19 protein-coding genes and 1 other annotated feature are annotated in these 26,079 nt (G+C 44.8%); all 19 genes read right to left on the minus strand.

Going from position 1 to position 26,079, the window contains the following annotated elements; genetic code table 11:
* Nucleotides 1-12 precede the first annotated feature (12 nt).
* Nucleotides 13-1,386 (minus strand): UDP-N-acetylmuramate--L-alanine ligase, encoded by a 1,374-nt coding sequence (gene murC / locus IEW05_RS19350; RefSeq protein ID WP_188541526.1) that lies wholly within the window; start codon nt 1,384-1,386, stop codon nt 13-15.
* A gap of 8 nt (nt 1,387-1,394) precedes the next feature.
* The gene (locus IEW05_RS19355; protein WP_188541527.1) at nt 1,395-2,771 is read right to left on the minus strand and encodes a bifunctional folylpolyglutamate synthase/dihydrofolate synthase; all 1,377 of its coding nucleotides are present in this window, start codon (nt 2,769-2,771) and stop codon (nt 1,395-1,397) included.
* A 37-nt stretch (nt 2,772-2,808) separates the two neighbouring features.
* On the minus strand, nt 2,809-5,481 hold the full coding sequence (locus IEW05_RS19360) for a valine--tRNA ligase (protein ID WP_188541528.1): 2,673 nt from the start codon (nt 5,479-5,481) through the stop codon (nt 2,809-2,811).
* A 113-nt stretch (nt 5,482-5,594) separates the two neighbouring features.
* Nucleotides 5,595-5,851 (minus strand) — a binding site (T-box leader).
* Nucleotides 5,852-6,011: 160 nt separating this feature from the next.
* Nucleotides 6,012-7,235 carry a LysM peptidoglycan-binding domain-containing protein gene (locus IEW05_RS19365; RefSeq protein ID WP_188541529.1) on the minus strand — a complete coding sequence of 408 codons (1,224 nt, stop codon included), beginning with the start codon at nt 7,233-7,235 and terminating at the stop codon, nt 6,012-6,014.
* Nucleotides 7,236-7,364: 129 nt separating this feature from the next.
* Nucleotides 7,365-8,276 carry an RluA family pseudouridine synthase gene (locus IEW05_RS19370; RefSeq protein ID WP_188541530.1) on the minus strand — a complete coding sequence of 304 codons (912 nt, stop codon included), beginning with the start codon at nt 8,274-8,276 and terminating at the stop codon, nt 7,365-7,367.
* Nucleotides 8,273-9,574, minus strand: coding sequence for a glutamate-1-semialdehyde 2,1-aminomutase (gene hemL, locus IEW05_RS19375; protein WP_188541531.1), 1,302 nt, complete (start codon nt 9,572-9,574; stop codon nt 8,273-8,275). Before hemL ends, IEW05_RS19370 begins: the two co-directional genes overlap by 4 nt.
* 64 nt (nt 9,575-9,638) lie before the next feature.
* Entirely contained in the window at nt 9,639-10,643 is a 1,005-nt protein-coding gene (gene hemB, locus IEW05_RS19380; RefSeq protein WP_188541532.1) for a porphobilinogen synthase, read from the minus strand.
* Between the two features lie 707 nt (nt 10,644-11,350).
* Nucleotides 11,351-12,910, minus strand: coding sequence for a uroporphyrinogen-III C-methyltransferase (gene cobA, locus IEW05_RS19385; protein ID WP_188541533.1), 1,560 nt, complete (start codon nt 12,908-12,910; stop codon nt 11,351-11,353).
* Between the two features lie 5 nt (nt 12,911-12,915).
* The gene (gene hemC / locus IEW05_RS19390) at nt 12,916-13,878 is read right to left on the minus strand and encodes a hydroxymethylbilane synthase (protein WP_188541534.1); all 963 of its coding nucleotides are present in this window, start codon (nt 13,876-13,878) and stop codon (nt 12,916-12,918) included.
* The gene (locus IEW05_RS19395; RefSeq protein ID WP_188541535.1) at nt 13,875-14,525 is read right to left on the minus strand and encodes a precorrin-2 dehydrogenase/sirohydrochlorin ferrochelatase family protein; all 651 of its coding nucleotides are present in this window, start codon (nt 14,523-14,525) and stop codon (nt 13,875-13,877) included. Before IEW05_RS19395 ends, hemC begins: the two co-directional genes overlap by 4 nt.
* 262 nt (nt 14,526-14,787) lie before the next feature.
* Nucleotides 14,788-16,176 carry a glutamyl-tRNA reductase gene (gene hemA, locus IEW05_RS19400; RefSeq protein WP_188541536.1) on the minus strand — a complete coding sequence of 463 codons (1,389 nt, stop codon included), beginning with the start codon at nt 16,174-16,176 and terminating at the stop codon, nt 14,788-14,790.
* Nucleotides 16,177-16,395: 219 nt separating this feature from the next.
* Entirely contained in the window at nt 16,396-16,794 is a 399-nt protein-coding gene (gene speD / locus IEW05_RS19405; protein WP_188541537.1) for an adenosylmethionine decarboxylase, read from the minus strand.
* A 343-nt stretch (nt 16,795-17,137) separates the two neighbouring features.
* Nucleotides 17,138-17,725 (minus strand): non-ribosomal peptide synthetase module, encoded by a 588-nt coding sequence (locus IEW05_RS19410; protein WP_188541538.1) that lies wholly within the window; start codon nt 17,723-17,725, stop codon nt 17,138-17,140.
* Between the two features lie 203 nt (nt 17,726-17,928).
* Entirely contained in the window at nt 17,929-18,546 is a 618-nt protein-coding gene (gene yihA, locus IEW05_RS19415; protein WP_188541539.1) for a ribosome biogenesis GTP-binding protein YihA/YsxC, read from the minus strand.
* Nucleotides 18,547-18,561: 15 nt separating this feature from the next.
* Nucleotides 18,562-20,898, minus strand: a complete 2,337-nt coding sequence (lon, locus tag IEW05_RS19420) for an endopeptidase La (RefSeq protein ID WP_188541540.1) — start codon at nt 20,896-20,898, stop codon at nt 18,562-18,564.
* Between the two features lie 143 nt (nt 20,899-21,041).
* Nucleotides 21,042-22,754 (minus strand): ATP-dependent protease LonB, encoded by a 1,713-nt coding sequence (gene lonB, locus IEW05_RS19425; RefSeq protein WP_188541789.1) that lies wholly within the window; start codon nt 22,752-22,754, stop codon nt 21,042-21,044.
* 157 nt (nt 22,755-22,911) lie between these two features.
* Entirely contained in the window at nt 22,912-24,033 is a 1,122-nt protein-coding gene (gene ispG / locus IEW05_RS19430) for a flavodoxin-dependent (E)-4-hydroxy-3-methylbut-2-enyl-diphosphate synthase (RefSeq protein ID WP_188541541.1), read from the minus strand.
* A gap of 118 nt (nt 24,034-24,151) precedes the next feature.
* Nucleotides 24,152-25,408: an ATP-dependent protease ATP-binding subunit ClpX gene (gene clpX, locus IEW05_RS19435; protein ID WP_188541542.1), complete on the minus strand. Its 1,257-nt coding sequence runs from the start codon at nt 25,406-25,408 to the stop codon at nt 24,152-24,154.
* A 12-nt stretch (nt 25,409-25,420) separates the two neighbouring features.
* Entirely contained in the window at nt 25,421-26,011 is a 591-nt protein-coding gene (gene clpP, locus IEW05_RS19440) for an ATP-dependent Clp endopeptidase proteolytic subunit ClpP (protein ID WP_188541543.1), read from the minus strand.
* Between the last annotated feature and the right edge of the window lie 68 nt (nt 26,012-26,079).

A 26,079-nucleotide genomic window follows, 5' to 3' on the forward strand; every position in this document is an offset into this window, starting at 1 on the left:
GTTTATATCAATCTAATTTAAAAGCTCTTTAGCAAGTTGATACCCAACTTTGTAAATATCCCCAGCTCCCATGGTAATAACCAGGTCGCCAGACTTCAGTCGGCCTTGGAGATCAGCAATAACGTCATCTTTTGTAGGGAGGTATCTTGCACCCGCGTTGCTATTCTCCTTAATTAAATCCACCAGTTTCGAAGAGGTAATTCCCTCGATCTGTTTTTCTCCGGCAGGGGAATAAATATCCGTAATAATCACTTCATCCGCCTCACTAAATGCGCGACTAAATGCATCCAGCAAGAAGAATGTCCGCGTATAACGCTGCGGTTGGAACACAGCGATAATGCGTTTTCCCGTTGATTTAGCTGCAGTGATCGTTGCCTCAATTTCTGTTGGGTGGTGAGCATAATCATCAATGATTAGAATACCATCACGTTCCCCAAGCACTTGAAAGCGTCGTTTAGCTCCATGGAAATGGCCTATAGCTTCAGCAATCTCTGAAAATGGAATTCCTGCTTCGAGACACACAATAACCGTAGCCATTGCGTTGTATACATTATGTCTCCCTGGTACGGACAAAGCCACTTCTCCGAGTTCCTCTTCACCATGCATCATAGTGAAGGTAACACAACGATCACCTAGTACGATATTCTTAGCCGAGAAATCACAAGAACTATCAATACCGTATGTGAGCGCCTTACAATGCAGCTTAGGCAACAATTCTTGAATATTGCTGTCATCACCACAAAGAACTGCTTTACCCTCAGGCTTAATTTGATTAAGAAATTGGACATATGCTTCTTTCAGACGACCAAAGTCCCCATCGTAATTCTCCAAATGGTCGGCTTCGATATTCGTGACAACGCCCAGCGAAGGGTGATACTGCAAGAAAGAGCCATCACTCTCATCTGCTTCTGCCACAACACATTGTCCTTGTCCCGCCTTCGCATTCGTTCCAAGATCCAAAACTTCGCCACCGATGATGTAGGTTGGATCAACACCACAATGCTCCATCACAAGTGCGATCATGGAAGAGGTTGTTGTCTTCCCGTGCGCGCCAGCAACAGCAACTCCCGTGCGTTCATTTAATAACCTAGCTAACATTTGGGATCGATGTATAACCGGAATTCCTCGCTCTTCCGCCTCTACTCGCTCTACGTTGTCCTTCGGCAATGCTGTTGAGTATACAACCAAATCCGCTCCGTGAACGTGTTCGGCAGTATGGCCGATATAGATTTTTGCCCCTTTAGCAGCTAATTTCTCTGTCAGTTCTTGAGCAGCTACATCCGAGCCAGTCACAGTATAGCCCATCTCCAACATAACGCGGGCGATAGCGCTCATTCCGTATCCACCGATACCGATAAAATGTACATGTTGTTCCGTAATATTCAACAAAATAGTCACCAGCCTTTTTCAGAATCGGTTTGATGCAAAAGGGTTGCTCGCACGTCCGAAATCATATACAACGTGCCCGTCACTACCCCAAGATCTTCCCGTTCCGTCCGTGACTCCAGCAGCGAAAGGGCCTTTCTCCAGTCACGTTCCACGATGATCTCTAAATCTTTCTTACCATAACTCTCCCGTAGTTCTTCTACAAGATCGTATAACGCCTGTGCATCCATTTTCCTACGAAAATCAGGCTCGGTCAGAATAAGTGTATCCACTATTGGTAATATATGCTTCAAGTAGGCGCGATGATGCTTATTGGCTAGCATTCCCATCATCAAATTCAGCTTACGATAACGATATGTTTCTGGAATGCTCTTAACAAGCGACTCTGCCCCTTCTGGATTGTGTGCACCATCAAGCACGATACGTGGTTGTTCCGATACCTGCTCCATACGTCCTGCCCAGAATGTGCTACGAAAACCATCCAGCAATTCCTTCTCGTCCAATACAAAAGCCATATACTGTCTGAGCACTTCCAGAACCATCATAACTCCAGCGGCATTCTTACATTGATGCTCACCTTGCATTGTGATTTCTAAATCAATATCACGAAAAGGTCCGTGGAAGGTTAGCTTTTGCAATCTATCATTTGTTTGAACACGATCGAAATGAAACTGTTCTCCCAGTAGATATAATGTTGAGTTCTGCTTGTCCGCAGTATCTTTCAATACAGCGATAGCCTCGGGCTGCTGGACACAACTGATAACCGGAACGCCGGGTTTAATAATTCCGGCTTTCTCACTAGCAATCAATTCAATCGTGTCACCAAGTACGTCCGTATGATCCATTCCGATATTGGTAATCAAGGAAATAATCGGCGTCACAATATTAGTTACATCCATTCTACCCCCGAGCCCAGTCTCCCATACCACTACATCGGGATAACAAACCTCCGCGAAATATAAAATCGCGATCGCCGTACTAACCTCAAACATCGTAGGAGAACCTTGCTCACTATCAGCGATCTCTCTTACAAAGGGAGCGATCCGATTCGATAGCTTAAGTAGCGTGCCCTCCGGGATATCCTCCAGATTATATTGGAATCGGTTGGTGAATTTCGTGATGTAAGGGGAGGTAAACGTTCCTACGCTATAACCACATTCTAGCAAGGTCTTGCTTAAAAAGGCACAGGAAGAGCCTTTACCATTCGTTCCTGCGACATGAATGAACTTAAGCTTCCGATGTGGATTCCCCAAACGTTCCAGCAGAATTTCAATTCTCTCAAGTCCAGGTCTGATTCCAAACGGAATCAGACCATTAATCCATTCTACTGCTTCTTTATAGCTGTTTAGTAACGGAGTACTATCCTTTTCTGTACTTTCCCCCATGTAATTCACCTTCAATAGATATTTGAAATACGCAAGCTTAGCTTCTCAATTCCTCAATACGAGCGAGTACTTTATCACGCTTATCTGCGTAATCTGCCATTTTAGCCTTCTCTTCTTCAATAACCTTGGCAGGTGCTTTGGCAACAAAACCTTGATTAGCGAGTTTTTTCTCCACTCGTTCTACTTCTTTGTTTAAATTTTCAAGTTCTTTCTCCAAACGTGCAATTTCCTGGCTAATGTCAATCAAACCAGACAGAGGCAAGTATAATTCAGCCCCTGTTACGACTGCTGTCATTGCCTTATCCGGAGCAGCGATAGTAAGCGATGCGTCATATTCTGAAGTGTTGCAGAATCGGCGAATATAGTGACCATTACGTCCAAGAATATCAAGTAATTCTTCAGATCCCGGCTTCACTAATAGCTCGATTTTTTTACTCATCGGTACATTTACTTCAGCACGAATGTTCCGTACGGAGCGAATGATGTCGATTAGAAGATTCATCTCTTGAACAGCATCCGGTGCTTCTAGTGATGAATCATACTGCGGCCATTCTGCCAACGTAATGGTGTCGCCGTGATGCGGCAAATGCTGCCATATTTCCTCGGAAATAAACGGCATAAACGGATGGATCAAGCGCAACGTACGATCGAGTACATAAGCAAGGACAGATTGAGTTTTCTTCTTAGCATCAAGATCTTCTCCATAGAAGGACAACTTAGCGAATTCAATGTACCAATCACAGAGATCATCCCAAATAAAGTTATACAATACACGTCCGGTTTCACCAAATTCATAAGCATCGATTAGACGAGTAATTTCACCTGCTGTCTCATTGAAGCGATGTAAAATCCAACGATCTGCGGTAGAAAGATCACCACTGATGTCAATGTCGTCGTATGTCACACCTTCCAAATTCATAAGCGCAAAGCGAGATGCATTCCATATTTTATTGGCAAAGTTACGCGCTTGCTCTACACGCTCCCAGCGGAAACGAAGATCTTGACCAGGTGTACTGCCCGTCGAAATCATATAGCGCATGGCATCTGCGCCGTATTTCTCAATAACCTCCAGCGGATCAACACCATTACCCAGAGACTTGGACATTTTCTTACCTTCACTATCACGAACAAGACCATGCATCAATACATCTTTGAACGGAATTTGCTCAGTAAATTCAAGCGCTGTAAAGATCATACGGGCTACCCAGAAATAAATGATGTCGTATCCTGTAACGAGGACATCTGTTGGGAAATACCGTTTGAAGTCTTCCTTACTCTCATCTGGCCATCCGAGGGTAGAAAACGGCCATAGAGCCGAACTAAACCAGGTATCCAGAACATCGTTATCCTGTATCAAATCATCCTTGCCTAATTTTGCACGAGCCTCTTCCTCGCTATGAGCTACAACCATTTCTCCGGTTGATTCACTATACCAGGCTGGAATACGATGGCCCCACCATAATTGACGGGAAATACACCAATCGCGAACATTCTCGATCCATTGCAAATATACCTTATCAAACCGTTCTGGTATGAAGTTAACACCTTTGCCACTTTTTTGTGCTGCAATAGCAGCCTCAGCTAGCGGCTTCATTTTTACAAACCATTGCGTTGACAAATAGGGCTCTACAACAGCGCCTGACCGTTCACTGTGGCCCACTTGATGCACATGATCTTCAATTTTAATCAGAACTCCCATGTCCTGAAGATCCTTTACAATCAACTTACGACATTCACTACGATCTAAGCCTTGATATTTACCAGCAGCTCCGTTCATCGTTCCGCTTTCATCCATTACGGTGATTTGAGGAAGATCATGTCGAAGTCCCACTTCAAAGTCATTTGGATCATGCGCCGGAGTAATCTTAACCGCGCCACTACCAAATTCCTTTTCTACATACTCGTCACCAATAATCGGAATCTCCCGCTCTATGATTGGCAGAATTAGTGATTTGCCAATGAGGTGGGAATAACGTTCGTCCTCAGGGTGTACAGCCACAGCCGTATCTCCCAGCATCGTTTCTGGACGTGTGGTAGCTACGGTAATAAAGCCGCTTCCGTCCTTGAGTGGATATTGAAGATGATACAGATGGCCGTTAACCTCTTTGTACTCAACTTCGATATCTGAAATTGCTGTACGAGCTGCAGGATCCCAGTTAATGATGTACTTGCCCCGATAAATAAGCCCTTTCTCGTATAACTTAACGAACACTTCACGAACCGCTTGTGAGAGACCTTCGTCAAGTGTAAACCGCTCACGCGAATAATCGAGAGACAAGCCCATTTTGGCCCATTGCTCACGAATCGTATTAGCGTATTGATCTTTCCATTCCCATACTTTCTCTAGGAACTTCTCACGCCCTAGATCATAGCGTGTCAGACCTTGTTCCCGTAATTTCTGCTCTACTTTTGTTTGCGTCGCAATCCCCGCATGGTCTGAACCAGGGAGCCAAAGTGCGTCATAACCTTGCATTCTTTTGGTCCGGATCAGAATATCCTGCAACGTAAAGTCCATCGCATGCCCAATATGGAGCATACCCGTTACGTTTGGCGGTGGAATAACGATCGTGTAGGGTTTCGCATCTGGTCTTTGGCCGGCTTTAAAAAACTCACCTTCCATCCAATAATGATACCATTTCTGCTCGGCCGCTTTAGGATCATACGTTGTTGGCATATCCGCCGATGAATGTTGCTCTTGATTTTCTGTCATTATTAATCAACCTCCGTTACATTTAAGCATTACCATAGCAAAATAAGCTTATCCTGAGAAAGGGTGTCTCCGCATTGCTTCACAAAGGCAGAAAACACAAAAAGCCCCTCGTCTCAAAGGACGAAAGGCTTTACTTTCGCGGTACCACCTTTGTTTCACGCATCATTTCCGCCTTCTACAAGGATAACGGATTTTGATTCGTGACACTCATATGCAGATAACGGCTGCTTGCCGGCCCATTCTAACATTTATAGCTCAAACAGGCGACTCCCGGGCGACTTCGATCAGCTATTTCCTACGGAATCTTTCAGCGACACAATTCCGCTCTCTGAAGGGTTTACTGCCTACTCTTCCCGTTCCAAGTCTTTCAAAGTTTATCTATAACATCATAACTTGGAAAGGCTTTTGAGTCAATATAACGACCTGCGAACGTGTTGTTGTTCTGCGATCATGTTTCGAGTGAGACAAAGAGCCTGTCCCCCCTGTCCCAATAAAAAAACCTGCGCATATGTTGCGCAGGAGGATACTTATTATGGAATGTAAAGCACTTGACCTTCTGATAAATTCTGTTCAGGCAAACGGTTATAAAGTTGAAGCTCACGTAAGCTAAGATGGTATCGTTGTGCGATATCATCCAGTGTTTCTTCTCGTTGTACGATAACAAGCTTTACTTTACGGAAAGGAGTCTTCTCATCTACATTACCAATAAATAGGTTTTTCCAGTATACTTCCTCGGTATCCCTAGGTTCTGTCGTAGATTCAGATTGCTCCTCTACCTTTTCTGGTACAGTATTTACTTCCTCAACTATACGTTTGCTAGGTAAAAACTTAGTTATACCAAAACTATTTTCCTGTTCGGCTTCACTATTCTTCTTACTTCCTAGTGCAATTTTCATTTCTTTCTTTTCTTCTTGCTGCAATACAGCAACAGCTTCCAAGTCCGCATGTACATCTTCTGACACTTCTAGATCTACCTCGGCGTCCACGGGAACAACATCCTCGGTCTCCATATCAACAGAGCTTAACTCTGCCTCCGAGATTTCCGCAACTTCTGTTGCTTCAGCAGAATCATTCACCCGAGGGGTAGTTTCGACTGGCGAAAAAACCTCCTGCTTAAACCAGACATTACTCCCAGATTCTTGAGCATACTCTGGTACTGCGGTTACTTCTACCAGCTCCGAAGTATCATATTCCTTGTCCGCCCATAATGTCGGTGACAATAAAGCAGAGGAATCCTCCGTCCACGACAAAACTTCTGCCTGCTCGTCCGGATCCCGATCCTCAGAGGACTCTTCCGTAAACTCAGCAGAATCTTGATCATTCCGATTCTCCGGTACTGTATCGTGGGCGGCAACAAATTCTCTCCCCCCCCAGTCCTGAGTCTCGGTTACCAATGAGGAAGTCTCGATTCCTTGCAGGGAAAGAACGCCTGTAATATTCAAGCTACGGGCACTAAGAAGATCGATATCAAAATTCTCAATTTCCACTGCGATATCCTCCAACCGGTTCACCCGGCTGAGTGGAATGGTGATTTCCACAGGAATCCAATGCTCTAATTCGCGAGTTTCCCCCTCTCCGCGGTATAGCCCCGACAACAGCAAATGTCCGCGAAGCGCGGCATATTCTTCACCGGGAATAACCTGAATTTTCGGGTAAAGTTCAATTTCTTCCAATTCCTCAATGCCGATCACATCATCCGATAAATGAACACGTTCATAAATATCGAATCGCAATCCGTAGGATTGATCAACCAAGAGCAATTACCTCCTTTCAGCATATCCAAACATGATTTTGCATCGATACATTTTCATGATCCAAATCATCGCTCGTTTTATCTATATGCTTAAAAGAAGAGTGCATGCCTAATTTTCAGTATCCTGCTTCTATGTTTTTGAGGCTAGTAATTGCCCCCGTAAAATGTTCATAGCGGTCGGCCAAGGATCCGTCACATGAATCATTTCTCCAGTCAACGGATGCCTGAAGGACAGACTCTCGCCATGAAGCGCCTGATGAGAAATTAGCGCCGTACTGCCCCCATATATATCATCTCCCAGCAGGGGATGTCCTGCATAGCTCATGTGGACACGGATCTGATGAGTTCGTCCGGTCTCAAGCTTCAGCCTGACAAGACTTGCTGAAGAATATTGCTCAGCTACTTCAACTCGTGTTACAGCGGGTTTACCCGTAGGAGATACACGGCGTCGCTGATTATGATGTCGATCCTTGCCAATAGGCTGATCGATTATTGTTAATGTAGGATCAACAATTCCTTGGACAAAAGCGACATAACGACGTCCAATTTCTTTACGAGACATCGCTTCATCTAGCTTAAGATGAGCATACTCATTTTTAGCATATAGCACCGGCCCTGACGTAAATTCGTCCAAACGATGAATATGAGCAGGGGCAACTGCTTCATTCCGTTCCGAATATAAGGCTGCTACCATATTAGCCAAGGTAGGTCTACGATCCGCACCATCCGGATGGACCTTAACTCCTACTGGCTTATGCACGACGAGACAGAAATCGTCCTCGTACAGGACAGTAAGCTCATGTGCATGAGGTTCATATTGTGATTGTTTGGGCGGAAATAGATGCAGGCGTAAGCGATCACCCGCAAGCTTAATTCCACCTTCATTCTCCAAGGTCAGCAATAGTTTTGGAGGAACTCCGAGCACATTCCTCAACCAGATTATAGCCGCTGCAAAGCGATCTCCATTCTCTGGGGGAATCAACTTACCCGGCATCAGTTCCAGCCATTCTCCACGCTTCTGGCTAGTTATACGTGGACTCACAATTTTTGCAGAGCGAGGCGATGTGCCTCAATTGTCATTTCGATATCTTCATCACTATGAACCCCAGACACAAACATACCTTCAAATTGAGATGGAGCTATGTTTATACCCTCTTCTACAATCGCGGCAAAATATTTGCGGAAGGCACCCAAGTCACTATTTTTAGCAGTATCGTAATTAATAACCTTGTCTGATGTAAAGAAAGGACAAACCATTGAACCAACTCGGTTAATCGTACATGGAATCCCACGTTCCTTGGCGTTGGCTTCTAAACCATTCGCAAGCTTAGCTGACAAATGCTCCAGTCGATCATACACTTCAGGTGTTAGCAACGACAACGTAGTGTATCCCGCCGTCATAGCTAGCGGATTACCACTCAACGTACCTGCTTGATAAATCGGTCCAGTAGGAGCAATTTGTTCCATGATTTCACGTCTGCCGCCATAAGCGCCGACAGGTAGTCCTCCACCGATCACTTTACCAAGGCAAGTTAGATCTGGCGTAATACCAAAAAGACCTTGAGCACAATTCATATGTACCCTAAATCCTGTCATGACTTCATCAAAAATTAGCAGACTGCCATACTCTGTAGTCAACCGACGAAGGCCTTCAAGAAAGCCTGGGAGAGGTGGAACAACGCCCATATTACCCGCTATTGGTTCGACAATAACCCCAGCTATCTCTTCGCCAAAACGTTCAAATGCAAGCTGGACCGATTCCAGATCATTGTAAGGAACCGCAATCGTATTCGCTGCAACACCTTCAGGAACACCAGGACTATCTGGTAGACCTAATGTGGCTACACCGGACCCTGCTTTGATCAACAAACTATCTGCATGTCCGTGGTAGGAGCCTTCAAACTTCATGATTTTATTACGTCCTGTGTACCCACGAGCAAGCCGAATCGCACTCATCGTTGCTTCTGTCCCCGAATTCACCATCCGCACAATATCGATAGACGGTACACGTTCCGCTACTAATTTAGCCATCTTCGTCTCAAGTAGCGTCGGTAGGCCAAAGCTTGTACCTCTTGATGCCGTCTCCTGTAATGCTGCTACTACCTCAGGGTGGGCATGTCCCATAATGAGAGGTCCCCAAGATCCTACATAGTCGATATATTGATTTCCATCGATATCAAATATTCGTGAACCCACACCATGCTCCGCATAAATCGGTGTTAACCCAACAGATTTAAAAGCCCTAACTGGGCTATTAACACCTCCTGGTAAATAATGCTTAGCTTCCTCAAAAGCTGTCCGCGAAAGTTCATCCTGACGTCTTCCGATTGTTTCACTCACTTCAGATCCACTCCCTATCCGAATTAATGTACTACATATTCATGCATAACCTCTTAATATTCTCTTAATTTCCACCACGCAACCAACGAGCAGCATCCTTAGCAAAGTAAGTAATAATAATATCCGCACCTGCACGTTTCATACCGAGCAGCATCTCCGTTACAATGGCTCGTTCATTAATCCACCCCTGCTGAGCCGCGGCTTTCACCATGGAGTATTCACCACTAACATTATAAGCGACAAGGGGGAGATCGAATTGATCCCGAAGCATCCTTATGATGTCCATAAATGCTAACGCAGGTTTTACCATCAGCATATCTGCTCCTTCAAGCACATCAGACTCTGCTTCCCGCAGCGCTTCCCGTGCATTTGCCGGATCCATCTGATATGTCTTACGGTCACCAAACTGCGGTGCAGAATCAGCTGCCTCACGGAATGGACCGTAAAAAGCAGACGCGTACTTCACAGAGTAAGACATAATCGGAATATGATTGTAGCCTGCTTCATCTAATCCGGCACGAATAGCTTGAACGAACCCATCCATCATATTAGAAGGAGCAATAATGTCAGCACCCGCACGTGCTTGAGATACGGCAGTACGCACAAGCAGCTCGAGGGATTCGTCATTAAGCACATCCCCGCACACATGACCATCACGCTCGAACGTATGAACCATCCCGCAATGTCCATGATCTGTGAATTCACAAAGACACGTATCGGCGACTACCAGAAGATCGGGATATAGGGACTTAATCTTACGTGTAGCCTCCTGAACAATTCCGTTATCAATAAAAGCTGGGGTACCGATACTATCTTTTCCCTCTGGAATACCAAATAACAATACGGCTGGTATCCCTAAATCTACAATTTCTTTTACTTCCTCTTCTAACGTATCTAGTGAAAAATGAAATACACCCGGCATCGAAGAGATCTCATTTTTTACTCCACTACCATAAGTCACAAAAATCGGCATAATGAAATCATCGACAGTAAGTACAGTCTCACGGACCATACCACGAATGGCAGCCGATTGACGCAACCGACGATGTCTTACAATTGGAAAAGTCATAGTTTGTAATTACCTCCTAAGTTTGATTCTCATCCCTCCCAAACCCTCCCTTACCCTAAGGGAGGGCCCCAAGGACTGCCGCCCTTTGGATACCCGCTTCGAGAACGTGGGAGGGATAGAGGCGCTCCTACTCGCTGTCCCCTGCGGGGATGCGCTGTACTTTGGTGCGTGGAAACGCTTTTCCCCCTTCGGGTACGTCTTACTTTTGGTGCTCCTGTATTACCTTTTTAAACATGATGGGGAATACTACTTCTTTCGGCGTTACCGGGCTGGAATGTGCTAGAGCCCGCTTTTCTCCCCTTCGGGGCACGCTCTACTACTTGTGCACCTGCTCGGAGAGCTGTCTCCTTCGGAGATGCGCTTCTTCTTCCTTGGACTGTTATTACGTGCACGGAGACGCTGTCCCCTTCGGGGATACGCTTCATGTTGGTTAGACGTTATTTCATATGTGAAGCAGAAATAAAGTTAATTACTACTACCCTCTACTCGAAGATGTGAGTGATGATTTTGCCCAAGTTGGATTATAGTTTGTGATAAAGCGGAGAGAGCGAAATGATTCTGAAGAAGCGAAGCGTTCGCCTTTGGCCCCCGAATTTCAACCTTTTGAATAGTTAAATCAAGAAATTTGGGGGACAACAGCGATCGTAAGAACATTTCGTTATCGCAGCTCCATCACAAGCAAATCTTTTACCTCAGCTCCATCACAATCAATCATTTTCAACTACATTTGCAGTCCTCGCCTTCCACTCACATAGAGAGTCAACAAGACTATCAATCGTAGCTTCTTCGGCCAATATGGTTACGTTGAGGCCAGCTTCCTGCGCTGTACGTGCAGTGAGGGGGCCAATGCAGGCGATCTCAGCACCACTTAAGGCTTGAGCGGGATCGGTAATTCCCATCCGTTTCAGAGCAGCTATCAAGTTGGTCACCGTTGAGGAACTTGTGAAAGTCACCGCATGAATGCCACCCTCCTCAATCAGCTTCAATAACTCGTCATCTTCTTCACCAATAGGTACGGTCTCGTACATAATAGCTTCTGTTACAGATAGTCCTTTCTCACGAAGCACCTGTGGAAGCCATGTTCGAGCTAGATCACCTCTTGGCAGAAGTACTTGTTGCCCCGCCACCATCTCATCACCGTAAGCTTCGAACATCCCTTCGGCCTGATAGCTTCCAGGTAACTCTTCAGCAACAATTCCATGCAATCTGAGCGCTTCCTTCGTTGCTGGACCAACCGCAGCAATACGTGCCTTATGTAGAGAACGAATGTCTTTTCCCAGTCTCTCCAGGTGCTTGAAGAAATACTCTACGCCATTCACGCTGGTGAAGAATACCCAGTCATATTCTGCAAGACACTCCAATGCAGTTTTGCTGTGCAACAATCGCTCTTCATTTGTGGGTATGACGGTCTCGATAACGGGAAATTCATATGGCTCTCCGCCTAAATCTTCAATCCTATTCACGAGCTCACTAGCCTGCGATCTTGCACGTGTAACGAGAATTCGTTTGCCAAAGAGTGGCATCGACTCAGCCCATTTCAATTGCTCACGTTGATTTACGACCTCACCAACTACAATGACAGCAGGGGGCTGGAAATTAGCTACTCGTACCTTTTCCTCAATGTCTTCTAGCGTTCCTGTGATTGTATCCTGCTCAGCTCGTGTACCCCAGCGTACCAATGCTACTGGGGTTTCCGGCGGTCTTCCATAGGTAATCAATTGTTTGCTTATGTAACCAATTTTTGCGACACCCATCATGAATACTAACGTTCCCGTTGCATTCGTTACCTTCTCCCAATTGATCGATACATCCAGTTTGTCTGGGCTTTCGTGACCGGTAATGATAGACAAAGATGACGCTAGATCGCGATGTGTTACGGGGATGCCCGCATAAGCTGGTACTGAAATAGCCGCTGTAATGCCTGGAACGATTTCATAAGGTATGCCGTGTTTGCGAAGCAGCTCTGCCTCTTCTCCGACACGTCCAAAGATCGTTGGATCGCCACCTTTTAATCGCACAACAACTTTGCCCGATAGAGCAAAATCAACAAGTAACTGATTGATCTCCTCTTGCTTCATCGTATGGCGGTCCGGTCTTTTTCCTACGTATACTTTCTCAGCCCCATGTTTCATCCTCTTTAAAAGACTAGGGTTAGCTAGTCGATCGTAAACAACGACATCACCTTTTTCTATGCAATCCATACCCTTGATCGTAATCAATCTTGCATCACCCGGTCCTGCACCAACTAAAAAGACTTTCCCCGTCACAGCCTTCACTCCCTAGCTTCAGCTAAAATTTCGCCCGCACCTCTAGAAATAAGCTTCCATGCCACTTCTTCCCCAAGTCGGATAGGATCATTTCCAATGAGAGTCTCCTTGAGAATGGTTCGCCCATCTGGATAACCTACCATCCCCGTTAGCATAATGCATGGAGAACTAATCATATTCGTCTCATCCTCATCATTCACCAATGTAGCGTAAGCTCCTATGGGAACTTGGCAGCCTCCATTCAGTACACTAAGAAATTTACGTTCTGCTGAAACCGTTAACTCCGTATTCTTATCGTTATATAGTGACAAAAGATGACGAACATCGTGGTCTTCCTCCCGACACTCAATTCCAAGCGCACCTTGACCGACAGCTGGAAGACACAGTTCTACCGGAAGAAAGGTAGTGATTTCATCTCCCCAACCCATTCGAAACAATCCTGCAGCCGCGAGAACAATAGCGTCGAAACCTTCCTCATTCAATTTGCGCAGCCGGGAATCTATATTTCCACGGATCGGCTCAATCACCAAATCCGGGCGGAATGCTAGTAGTTGACTGCAACGGCGCAAACTGCTTGTTCCTACCCTTGCCCCTTGCGGAAGGGTCTCCAAGCTGTAATCCTGACGTGAAATCAATGCATCACGAGGATCAACTCGCAAAGGAGTCGCACCATTCACAAGCCCTTCCTGAAGCTCAGAGGGCATATCCTTCATACTATGTACCGCTAAGTCAATCTCACCATCTAGCATCGCTTGTTCGATTTCTTTCACGAACAGTCCCTTTCCTCCAACTTTCGACAACGTTACATCCAGAATTCGATCGCCTTTCGTAATGATCTTCCGAATTTCGAAATCAAACGGTAGAGAATGCTCCTCACAAAGGCGTTTTAATGCATCGATTACATGTCCTGTTTGCGTTAGCGCCAGTTGGCTCTGTCTAGTACCTACCACAATCGTACGCTTCATCATTTTTCCCTCCGGTATTCAGTAATCCAAGAAGTGATTTCTTCTTCACTCCAAAAATGAAAATTCCCATTCCGAATATCAGTCAAGACATCCATTTCAGCCAGTAATTTGAACAAGTCATGACGCTCTGATATATCCGATACACGATGTTTGATAACCATTCTTACAATACTTAGAAAATCAATATATGTCTCATATTCTGCACCATACTGCTTCTCAATTTCTCTGCACAGATTTGTTGCCACAATCGGTCCAGCGCCCGAAGAAGATACAGCAATAATTAATTTCCCCCTACGAACGGAACTAGGTGTAATGAAAGTTCCACGCTTTCCATCCCCAGCATGATTTACTGGAATTCCAAGCTTAGTTGCCTCTACAACGACTGCCTCATTAACGATCGCCTGATCGGTTGCGGCGAATACTAACGCTGCCCCTTCCAGATCTCCCTCCATATATCCTCGTTCCAACCATGTGATCAAACCGTCCTCAAAGCAGGATTGTAACCAAGGTGATAACTTGTGACTGATTACAACTATCGTAGCTTCAGCTCCGAGCAAGCTGGACACCTTGCGCTCAGCAACTAAACCTCCACCTACAATGATAAGACGACGTCCTTCACAATTCATCATAACGGGAACATAATGAGGCATTTCATTCACTCCTCGATCCAACCGAAATTACGTAATTATCGAAATTGTATATTGTTAATAGCATACTCTACACTCGTCCAATTTTCCATGTACATGGTTCATCGTATGGCTGATTCAATTGGATATAAATAAGAAGCCCTGGGCAATCTGTTCATTTCTCTTCAGGCCACGAAGGCAATCCGAAAAACAAACAGAAGGCTCAGGGCATAAATTATTCATTCCCGTAATACACTTCAGCAAAAAAAACTTGTAAATCACCACATTATACAGAAACTGAGATCAAGGACGATGGAGTATTGTCATGGGGAGAACCTTCTTCTTCACGAACGTCTTGAGACTCCAAGGAAGCAACATTTTCTTGTTCTGAATCCGAAGCCGCATGAAGCTGCTCCTCCAAACCAAAAATTTGGGTGAAAAGCTCCAGCGCTTCAGCGCCTCCCTTTTCTCCTGCCATTTCCTTCACTCGATTAATTGGATCATGCATCATTTGGTTAACAATACTCTTCGTCAAACGCCGGATGACTTTACGCTGACGCTCATCAAGTTCAGGTAGCTTGTTAAATAGACTCTCCACTGTGCTCTCGTGAATGGAAGATGACTTTTCCTGTAGTGCCCGAATGACTGGCAAAACGCCCAATGTCTCAACCCATTCCTCAAACAATTCCATTTCTTGCGCTATCATAGTCTCTATTTTGATCGATTCAGCCCGACGCAGCTCCAGATTATTCTCCACAATCCCCTCCAAATCATCAATATCATACAGAAATACATTCTGCAATTCACTAATCGAAGGATCTATATCACGTGGTACCGCAATATCAATAATAAATAAAGGCTGATCGGGCCGTTGTTTCATGCTATTTGCTACTTGAGACGCTGTAACGACATACCCCTCTGACCCCGTAGAACTAATCAGAATATCAACATCTTGAATCCGTTGATAAGCTTCTTGTAATGTACAAGGAGTCCCATTAAATTTAGACGCAAGTTCCTGTGCGCGTCCAAAAGTACGGTTCGCAACAAGAAGCTCTTGTGCACCAGCCCCACTAAGGTGTTTAGCAGTAAGCTCGCTCATTTTACCAGCACCAAGAATTAATACTCTCTTGCCACTAAAGCTACCGAAGATGCTTTTGCCCAGCTCTACAGCCGCATAACTTACGGATACAGCATTCTCACCGATCGCCGTTTCAGAATGTGCCCTTTTACTTAGCGTAATAGCTTGCTTAAACAACTTATTAAACCAAGTACCGGTTCCTTGCTGACTTTGTGATAATAAAAAGGAGCTACGAACCTGACCCAGAATCTGTGTCTCACCAAGTACCATTGAATCTAGTCCACAAGTGACCCGAAACAAATGATCTATCGCCTGTTTATCTTCATACATATATAAATGTGAGGTGAATTCTTCGCGAGGAACCCCGAACCACTTCTCCATAAAACTTCGAATATAATATCCACACATATGGAGACGATCGACGACCACGTAGATTTCCGTACGATTACAGGTAGCAAGGATCACGCCTTCCAAGACACTCTTCGTGTGTTTCAACTCTTGCAACGCTTGTGGCATATCACTATCCGTAAAAGAAAAACGTTCCCTGACCTCCACTGGCGCCGTTCGATAGTTTAACCCAACTGCGACGATGTGCATTGGAAATTCACCTGCCTCGTAAAATGTACATGCATTATTACCTTATAAACATTGTTAATTATATCACAGTAAAATCCTATTATTTTGAGACTTCCGTGAGCTTTTTATGAACGATTTATGAATAAACCTATTTACTCCTTACTCATACCTGTCCTTTCCATACTATAAAAAAATAACCATGGAGTATCCATGGTTATTCTATCCAGCTTAATCTCTTCTTTATACGAGTTCAACTTGATTTATAACGGGCGTTACAACCTCAAGTTCTCCTAAACCGCGAATAAGTTGCTTCGCGAATGTTTTGTCCGGTTTCAATACGGACACCAGGTAATCGATCGCAAGTTGTGGATCAACAAACTCTCCACAAGTATAACAATCAATTGCAGCAAACCCTCTCTCAGGATACGTGTGAATCGAGAGGTGGCTCTCCGACAGCAATACAAGTACTGTAGCTCCTTGTGGTTCAAACTGTTTTGATTGAATGGACATCACAGTGGCTCCGCATGCTTCAGCTGCTTCCACCAAATGAGCTGTCAAAAGCTCCGCGTTGTTCAGCACATCAAAATCTACGCCCCAAGTATCAACAGCAACGTGTCTTCCGAAAGTTGAGTATTCCATCTTTCGGTTCCCCCTTCCTAGGAATAAAATGTTTGAAAAATTTCATCCGCTAGGACCTACGTCATTCACTTCTCGAGGGAAAAATCTCTCGCAACATCTCCATGTCCTGAGTGAATCCTGGTTCCTATATTCTTTTCAACGAGATTAAAAATAACATCTATCAGGGACAAATGCAACCCTTTTTTTAAAAGATTGTGATGGGAAAATTTCCAGAGAAGAGGAAACTCAACCGGTTTACTTACCTTGACCTCATGGTGCTAAAAAAACTACCTGATCATCAGGTAGTTTTCTCCATACAATATGTTCAGTTCAGTAAAACTGTGACAATCGTCTAAATCTATTCTTACGCTTCCAAAACAAAAAGTCGCCGAGTATGCTGACGTAGTTCACCGTCAATTCGTACCACTTCATTGGAATCTTGCGTGACAATTCGCAAATCGAGTAGGGCATTAATGCTTTTATGAATGGCTTCGATCTCTAGTTCCACATCGTTATTACGATAAATTCGTTGAAGCTCACCCACCGTATCTTTGTACTCATAAACTAATTTATGAGAATCACGTGAATATTCAACGATTTTGCGAACTCGACCTTCTTGATAATAATACATCATCATGAATCCATTATAAATTCTTGTGACCATACCTGAACCCTTAAAAGCGGAAAACAAGAGCCGCATGACGTTCGTTAAGTGTGGTGTTTCCAAGCGGAAAGACAATTCACAGACGTAATTACCGTCACTGCGATCAAAGGGCAGATGGACTTCTTCACCGCCGTCATCCTCCAGCACCACCACTTGCCCGCCGTTATCCAGCACTTTTACTCGCTGACGCACATGTGGATCATACACTTTGTGAATAAACTGCGACATCTGATCTTCCGACAAACGCAAACTGGCATTAACATATTCTGTGGCTAACCGCTGAGCCATAAAAATCTCCTCAATTCTTTTAGCAATCCTTTAAAAATATTATACACTACTCATTCAAGCAATTGCTCAGCGATTAATACGTGAATTCCAGCCATATTTCAGAAAAAACCGGATTAAGCCGTTCTTAGCTCTAAAAATCCCCCTGCATGCTCACTTTCCTACCGAAACTTCTCCAAATCCCTTTGTGATCCATGATCAATTTTTCATTCTTCGCTCTCTTCTAAACTCATGTCCTCACTTCGAATATGCTGGTTAATATGGCTCCAAAGTTGATCTTTACCCAGGCCTTCTTCCGATGAAAACATGATAAATCCATCGCCCGCACGCATCGCAAGCGACTCTCTAATTATTTTTAAATGCTTCGGCCAACGTGACTTAGGTATTTTGTCTGCCTTAGTCGCCACCACACATACAGGCATATCATAGTGTTTCAGCCAATCGTACATCATCTCATCGTCTTTGGAAGGTGGGTGACGCAAATCCACAATGAGCATTACTAGTCGTAGTGTTTCTCGCTCTAACAGGTATTTCTCAATCATTTCTCCCCATACCTGACGTTTTGTCTTGGATACCTTCGCATATCCGTATCCGGGAAAATCGACGAAATACAGCTCATCATTAATCCGATAATAATTAAGATGCTGTGTCTTACCTGGCGTTGAACTCGTTCGTGCTAAGTTCTTACGATTGATCATTCGGTTAATTAGCGATGATTTACCCACGTTGGAACGACCTGCCAGGGCAATCTCTGGCAAGCCATCCACAGGATATTGGTCGGGACCCACAGCGCTAATTACAAATTCTGAATTTGTTACTTTCATTCTTATAATTCCTCTCTAGTGCACTCCGGATTGATCCACAAGCGCATGTTTCAATACCTGGTCCATATGAGACACCGGCACGAAAACAACGTCTTCCTTCACACTGTCCGGGATATCCCGTAGATCACGTTCGTTATCCATCGGGAGTAGTATTTTTTTGTAGCCTGCCCGATGAGCAGCAAGCGATTTTTCTTTCAGTCCACCGATCGGCAACACTCGACCACGAAGCGTAATTTCGCCTGTCATCGCCACGTCTTTTGAGACATAACGATTTGTTAGTGCGGAGATTAGCGCCGTAGCAATCGTAATCCCTGCCGAAGGCCCATCTTTCGGAATTGCACCTTCTGGAATATGAATATGAATATCGTTCTTCTCGTGGAAATCAGTGGCAATCCCAAGCTCAGTCGCTTTGGAACGAGTATAACTAAACGCAGCCTGCGCTGATTCTTTCATAACGTCACCAAGCTTACCTGTAAGGGTCAACTTGCCTGTACCAGGTACCACCGTGACTTCAATAACCAGTGTTTCTCCGCCTACTTCAGTCCAAGCGAGACCTGTTACCGTACCAATCTGATCCTCAAGATCCGCTACCCCATGACGATACTTCGGAATACCAAGATAATCCTTCACATTCTCAGGAGAGATTACAATCTGCTCCTTACTTTCAGACACAATGCTTCTTGCAGCTTTACGGCATAATGCAGCGATCTGTTGCTCTAGATTACGGACGCCTGATTCACGAGTATACTCCCGAATCGTCCGTAATAGTGCATCCTCACCTATTTCAAGTTGCTCCGGTTCTAGACCATGCTCCTTTTTCTGCTTAGGTAGCAGGTAACGGTTAGCAATCTGTAGCTTCTCAAGTTCCGTATAGCCAGGAATATATAACATTTCCATCCGATCCAGCAAGGGACGAGGAATGTTGTGAACCGCATTAGCAGTCGTAACAAACATAACGTTCGATAAATCAAACGGTACTTCGATGAAATGATCGCTAAACGTATTATTCTGCTCGGGATCAAGCACTTCAAGTAGTGCCGAAGATGGATCCCCACGGAAATCAGAAGCCATCTTGTCGATCTCATCCAATAAAACGACAGGGTTCAATGTACCCGCACTCTTCATCCCTTGGATAATACGTCCTGGCATTGCTCCAACATAGGTGCGGCGATGACCACGGATTTCCGCCTCATCTCGTACACCACCGAGAGAGATACGGACAAATTCCCGATTCAACGAACGGGCGATGGACCGAGCAAGAGAAGTTTTACCAACCCCTGGTGGTCCAACAAGACAGAGGATAGGTCCTTTTAATTTCTTGACCAGCTTCTGGACGGCTAAGTATTCAAGCACCCGTTCCTTAGGTTCATCAAGACCATAATGATCCTCGTTCAACACCTGTTCGGCTTTAGCGAGATCAAGGTCATCTTCTGTTTTATTACTCCAAGGCAAGCTGAGCAACCAATCGACATAATTGCGGATAACGCCACCTTCAGCAGAACTTGTCGGCATTTTTTCCAGTCGATCAATTTCCTTCTCAACTTTCTCACGCACTTTGTCAGGAAAGCCTTTCTCTTCAAGCTGCGCTCGAAGCTCTTCGACTTCGCTCGCCCGACCTTCCTTCTCGCCCAGCTCTTTCTGAATCGCCTTCATTTGCTCACGCAAATAATATTCCTTCTGGGTCTTCTCCATTTGTTTCTTGACGCGTTGACTGATTTTGCGTTCAAGCTCCAACACTTCGCGCTCGTTATTCAAAATATCCAGCAGTTTCTCTAACCGCTTTCTGACATCAATCGTCTCCAATATTTCCTGTTTATCCTTGATTTTGAGCGATAGATGACTCGTAATCACATCAGCAAGACGTCCCGCTTCTTCAATATCTGACACGGCCGCCAGCGTCTCAGGAGTTACCTTCTTGGACAAATTGATATAATATTCAAATTGTGAAAGAACAGTGCGCATTAGTGCATCCACTTCAGGATCGTCGGATTCTTCCTCTGGCCGTTCCTGAGCAAACACCTCATAATATTCTTCATTCTCCAAATACTCTAATATCTCAGCACGCTCCATACCTTCTACCAGTACCCTAATCGTACCGTTGGGCAGCTTCAGCATCTGACGTACTTTTGCAACTGTCCCTATTCGGAAGATATCGTCCTGCGTTGGCTCTTCAATGTTCACTTCAGATTGAGAACATAGGAGAATTAAATTGTCATCAACCATCGCCTTTTCCAGTGCCTTCACGGATTTCTCCCGCCCTACATCTAAATGCAAAACCATGCTCGGGTAGACGAGAAGGCCGCGTAAAGGCAGCAATGGAAAACGACGGCCTTTGGATTTATGTGTTCCCATCGTTTTTGCACCCCCAAACGTTCTCGTTAAAGATCATTCCTATTTTAGCAAATGTTACATTAAAACACCAACGAAGAGCGGCTGCAAAATGCAGCCGCCCGAAGATGTAAGCAACATCGTATTCATGCTATTCAATCAAGAAACTACAAACTCCCACTTGGAGGCGGCGATTCCGCATGGAGAAATGGTGCAGGTGCTGGAGCAAACAAGTCCGCCACGACCGACAAACCAAAATCCTTCGCCGCTTCTGGACCAAATACATGCCGGAATACTTCAGTAACCGTTTCAACCGGAATGACTTTCAAACCTTCTAGACCCTCGAACAAGCTCTGCCAGTTATCCTTTGGAATGAGCACCGTGTTCGCCCCTGCCTGAAAGGCTGCTTCCACTTTGGCTACAACTCCGCCAACAGGCTTCACTTTTCCGTGAATACCCACTTCCCCTGTCATCGCGATACGACAATCGACTGGAACCTTCTTCATTGCTGAAGCAATCGCAGTGGCAATAGCAAGACCTGCTGAAGGTCCATCAATCGGTGTTCCACCAGGAAAGTTAATATGAAGATCGTACCCGGATATATCGAGCCCAATCCGCTTTAATACCGTCAACACATTCTCCACTGACCCTTTTGCCATACTTTTTCTGCGAAGTGTCCTATTTCCTCCACCGATTTCTTCTTCATCTACAACTCCGGTAATATTATAGGTCCCTTTACCTTTCTCAACCTGAACAGCTGTAGCCTCTATCTCAAGTAAAGTACCCATATTCGGCCCATATACTGCAAGACCATTAACTACGCCAATTTCTGATTGTTCAGGTACTTTTCGATCGGGCCTCGGCGTTAGCTGGCTGCTAGTCGCAACCCATTCCAAATCACAGGCTAATAAATGGTCCCGTTTCTCGGTTAATGCTAATCCCGCGGCAAGTTGCACCATATTCACGGCCTCGCGACCATTTGTTGCAAACTTCTTAATGACATCTATAGCCTCAGGACAAGGCTGAAAGCCGATTCTCTTTACAGCGTCTTCTGCAATTTGTGCAATTTCTTCAGGGAGTAGGGGTCTAAAGTAAACCTCCATACAACGAGATCGTAACGCAGGTGGAATATCTTGCGACGAGCGCGTTGTTGCACCCACAAGACGAAAGTCTGCTGGCAATCCATTCTGAAAAATATCATGAATATATGCCGGGGTTCCAGTATCCTCAGAGCTATAATAAGCACTCTCCAAATATACCTTGCGGTCCTCTAGCACCTTCAGTAGTTTGTTCATTTGAATGCTATGAAGTTCACCGATCTCATCGATAAACAAAATGCCACCATGCGCCTTTGTAACAGCTCCTGGCTTCGGTTGAGGAATACCTGCAACCCCCATAGCTCCCGCACCTTGATATATGGGATCGTGAACTGATCCAATTAACGGGTCAGCGATTCCACGTTCATCGAACCTGGCGATCGTTGCATCAATCTCCATAAACTTAGCATCGTTCTTAAATGGAGAGCTCGGATTTTTCTTAGCTTCTTCCATAACAACTCTCGCAGCCGCGGTCTTACCTACACCCGGCGGTCCATAAATAATGACATGCTGAGGATTAGCGCTACACAGTGCCGCCTTCAATGCCCGAAGTCCGTCTTTCTGGCCTACAATATCATTTAATGTAGATGGTCTTGTTCTTTCCGACAACGGTTTGGTTAAAGATACTGCACGTAGTTTGCGCAGCTTCTCCATTTCCTTGCGTGACTCTCGGTCTACCGCCGTGCGGTTCCCTTTCTGGCTACGAAGCTGATTCCAGAAATAGAGGCCGATCACCACAGCAAAAAACATTTGCACGGAGATAAGGATTACATTTATGTCCATCATATTGAGCCTCCCACACTTCGACTGATACTTGGTAGTATTGCCGTTTCACTCCATCATAAAACGCATTTTATAAAGTTCCCTCTTTTTATTTCCAAATAAGAATAAAAAAAGCCACAAACTGCACGTTATGTGCGGCTTGTGGCCCTAATCTATTTTATCTTTGTGTTGCAGCTCGATGTTCACTTCGCCCGGGAATTTCTCCTGTTGCTTCAAATACCTCGACGATATGATCGATCTCTTTCTTCAATTCAGACAACAGCTCATCTTCCGGCACTTTACGAATCATTTCTCCGTAACGGAACAATAGACCTTCACCGCGAGCACCAGCAATACCAATATCAGCTTCACGTGCCTCGCCTGGTCCATTCACCGCACATCCAAGCACCGAAACTTTGATTGGTACCTTCAGATTGGCAATGTATGCCTCCACTTCATTTGCGATGGAGAAGAGATCAATATCCAATCGTCCACAAGTCGGACAAGATACAAGCGTTGCAGCATTCGTAATTAACCCGAATGTCTTAAGCAACTCACGAGCAACTTTTACTTCTTCCACAGGGTCAGCACTGAGAGATATGCGTAGCGTTGATCCGATTCCCATGGATAAAAGAGCACCAATCCCAGCAGCACTCTTCACTGTACCAGAGAATAAAGTTCCAGCCTCTGTGATCCCCAAATGTAACGGATAAGGAATAACTTTAGCCGCCTGGGAATAAGCCTCAATTGCCATTGGTACATCAGATGCTTTCAATGAAACAATAATATCATGGAAATCTAGCTCTTCTAGGATACCGATATGGAATAATGCGCTCTCTACCATCGCCTCTGGGGTTGGATATCCATATTTCTCAAGCAGATGATTCTCAAGCGAACCTGCATTAACACCAATACGAATCGGGATTCCCTTTTCCTTACATGCGTTAACTACAGCTTCAACTTTCTCGCGGCGGCCGATGTTACCTGGATTAATTCGAACTTTATCAATGCCGTTCTCAATGGCCAACAAGGCAAGCTTATGATTAAAATGAATATCTGCTACGAGTGGTATATGAATTTGTTTCTTGATGTCTTTGATCGCTGCAGCCGCTTCTTCGTTGTTGACCGTCACACGAACCAACTGGCAGCCCGCTTCTTCCAATCGAAGGATTTCAGCGACTGTCGCTTTCACGTCAGCCGTTTTGGTAGTACACATACTCTGAATGATCACTTCATTGCTTCCGCCAATTGTCAAATTACCAACTTTAACAGGACGTGTATCTTGTCTCAAGAATGTCATTTCAGACCTCCCCCATAACGTCAAAGCTCCACCCCTGCAAGTAAAGCCAATCAAGGGCTTAAGTCCTGCCAAGGTGGAGAATTCAACATCTATTTTGTCACGTAAAGTGCAGGCAGCTCTACGCGCTCTCTTCTTGCTTCTTATTCTTCTTTGTTTCCAGTTCAGGAGCCGTCTTCTCTATAACGACTTTCTCCGTTATAACGCAGTCGGTAATATCCTCCCGAGAAGGTACCTCATACATCACATCAAGCATTATGCCTTCAATGATCGCACGAAGACCACGAGCACCCGTATTCCGTTTAATCGCTTCACGGGCAATCGCCTCAAGAGCCTTAGGCTCAAATTCCAAGGTTACATTGTCCAGTTCAAGCAATTTCTGATATTGCTTCACCAAAGCATTCTTTGGTTCAGACAGAATCCGTACAAGTGTAAGTTCATCTAGTGGCTCTAGCGTCGAAATGACCGGCAAGCGGCCTACAAACTCAGGGATTAGTCCAAATTTGAGTAGATCTTCTGGAAGAACCATCGACAGGTGTTCGCCTGGTTTCAGATCCTTTTGTCCATCACTCATCGCATTGAAGCCAATCACTTTCTTACCAACCCGACGTTTGATCATTTGCTCTAAGCCATCAAATGCTCCACCGCAAATAAACAAAATATTCGTCGTATCGATTTGGATAAATTCTTGATGTGGATGTTTACGACCACCTTGAGGTGGTACGGATGCCACAGTGCCCTCTAGAATCTTGAGAAGAGCTTGTTGTACACCTTCACCAGATACATCACGGGTAATCGATGGATTCTCAGACTTACGGGCCACTTTATCAATTTCATCGATATAAATGATTCCGCGCTCTGCTTTTTCCACATCATAATCAGCTGCTTGAATCAGCTTCAGTAGAATGTTCTCTACATCTTCACCGACATAACCAGCTTCAGTGAGCGAAGTAGCATCTGCAATTGCAAACGGTACGTTCAAAATTTTAGCCATGGTTTGAGCTAATAGCGTTTTACCTGAACCCGTTGGACCAAGCAACAAAATGTTACTCTTTTGCAATTCAACGTCTTCAATTTTGCTTCCTGTATTTACACGCTTATAGTGATTATAAACCGCTACAGAAAGAGACTTCTTCGCCTGATCTTGCCCAATAACATATTGATCAAGAATGTCACGAATTTCTTTCGGTTTTGGAATCTCTTTGAGATCGAGCTCTTCTTCGTGTCCGAGTTCTTCTTCCACGATCTCCGTGCACAATTCAATACATTCATCACATATATAAACGCCAGGTCCGGCTACAAGCTTGCGCACTTGCTCTTGCGATTTACCGCAAAAGGAACATTTCAATTGTCCTTTTTCATCGTTAAATTTAAACATGTATACACCCCTTTATGATTTGATGGGCTTAATGATGACTTGGTCGATGATCCCGTAGTCTTTAGCCTCTTCCGCGCTCATGAAGAAGTCGCGGTCTGTATCGCGCTGAATCTTATCAAGGGGTTGACCCGTACGATCCACATATATCTGGTTCAGCTTTTGTCTCGTTTTGATGATCCAATCTGCATGGATTTTGATATCCGATGCCTGACCACTTATACCTCCGAGTGGTTGGTGAATCATCACCTCACTGTTTGGTAGTGCAAACCGCTTACCTGGCGCACCTGCCGTAAGCAGAAGCGAACCCATACTTGCAGCCATCCCCATACAAATCGTAGAAACATCAGGTTTGATATACTGCATAGTATCATATATACCCATTCCAGCAGTAACTGAACCACCAGGTGAATTGATATACAAGTGGATATCCTTCTCAGGATCTTCTGCTGCCAAAAACAACAGTTGAGCAATTACGAGATTGGCAACTTCATCGTCAATCGCGCTGCTAAGAAAGATGATGCGATCTTTGAGCAGTCTCGAATATATATCGTAAGACCGTTCTCCCCTATTTGTTTGTTCCACAACCATAGGCACCAGACTCATGTGACCAACCTCTTTTCCTATTCAAATTCTGCGCTTACAAAAGTATTCTATCATGTTCAAAGACTCAT

Origin of the sequence: Paenibacillus segetis (assembly GCF_014639155.1) — a bacterium.
GTDB classification, from domain to species: Bacteria; Bacillota; Bacilli; order Paenibacillales; family Paenibacillaceae; genus Fontibacillus; species Fontibacillus segetis.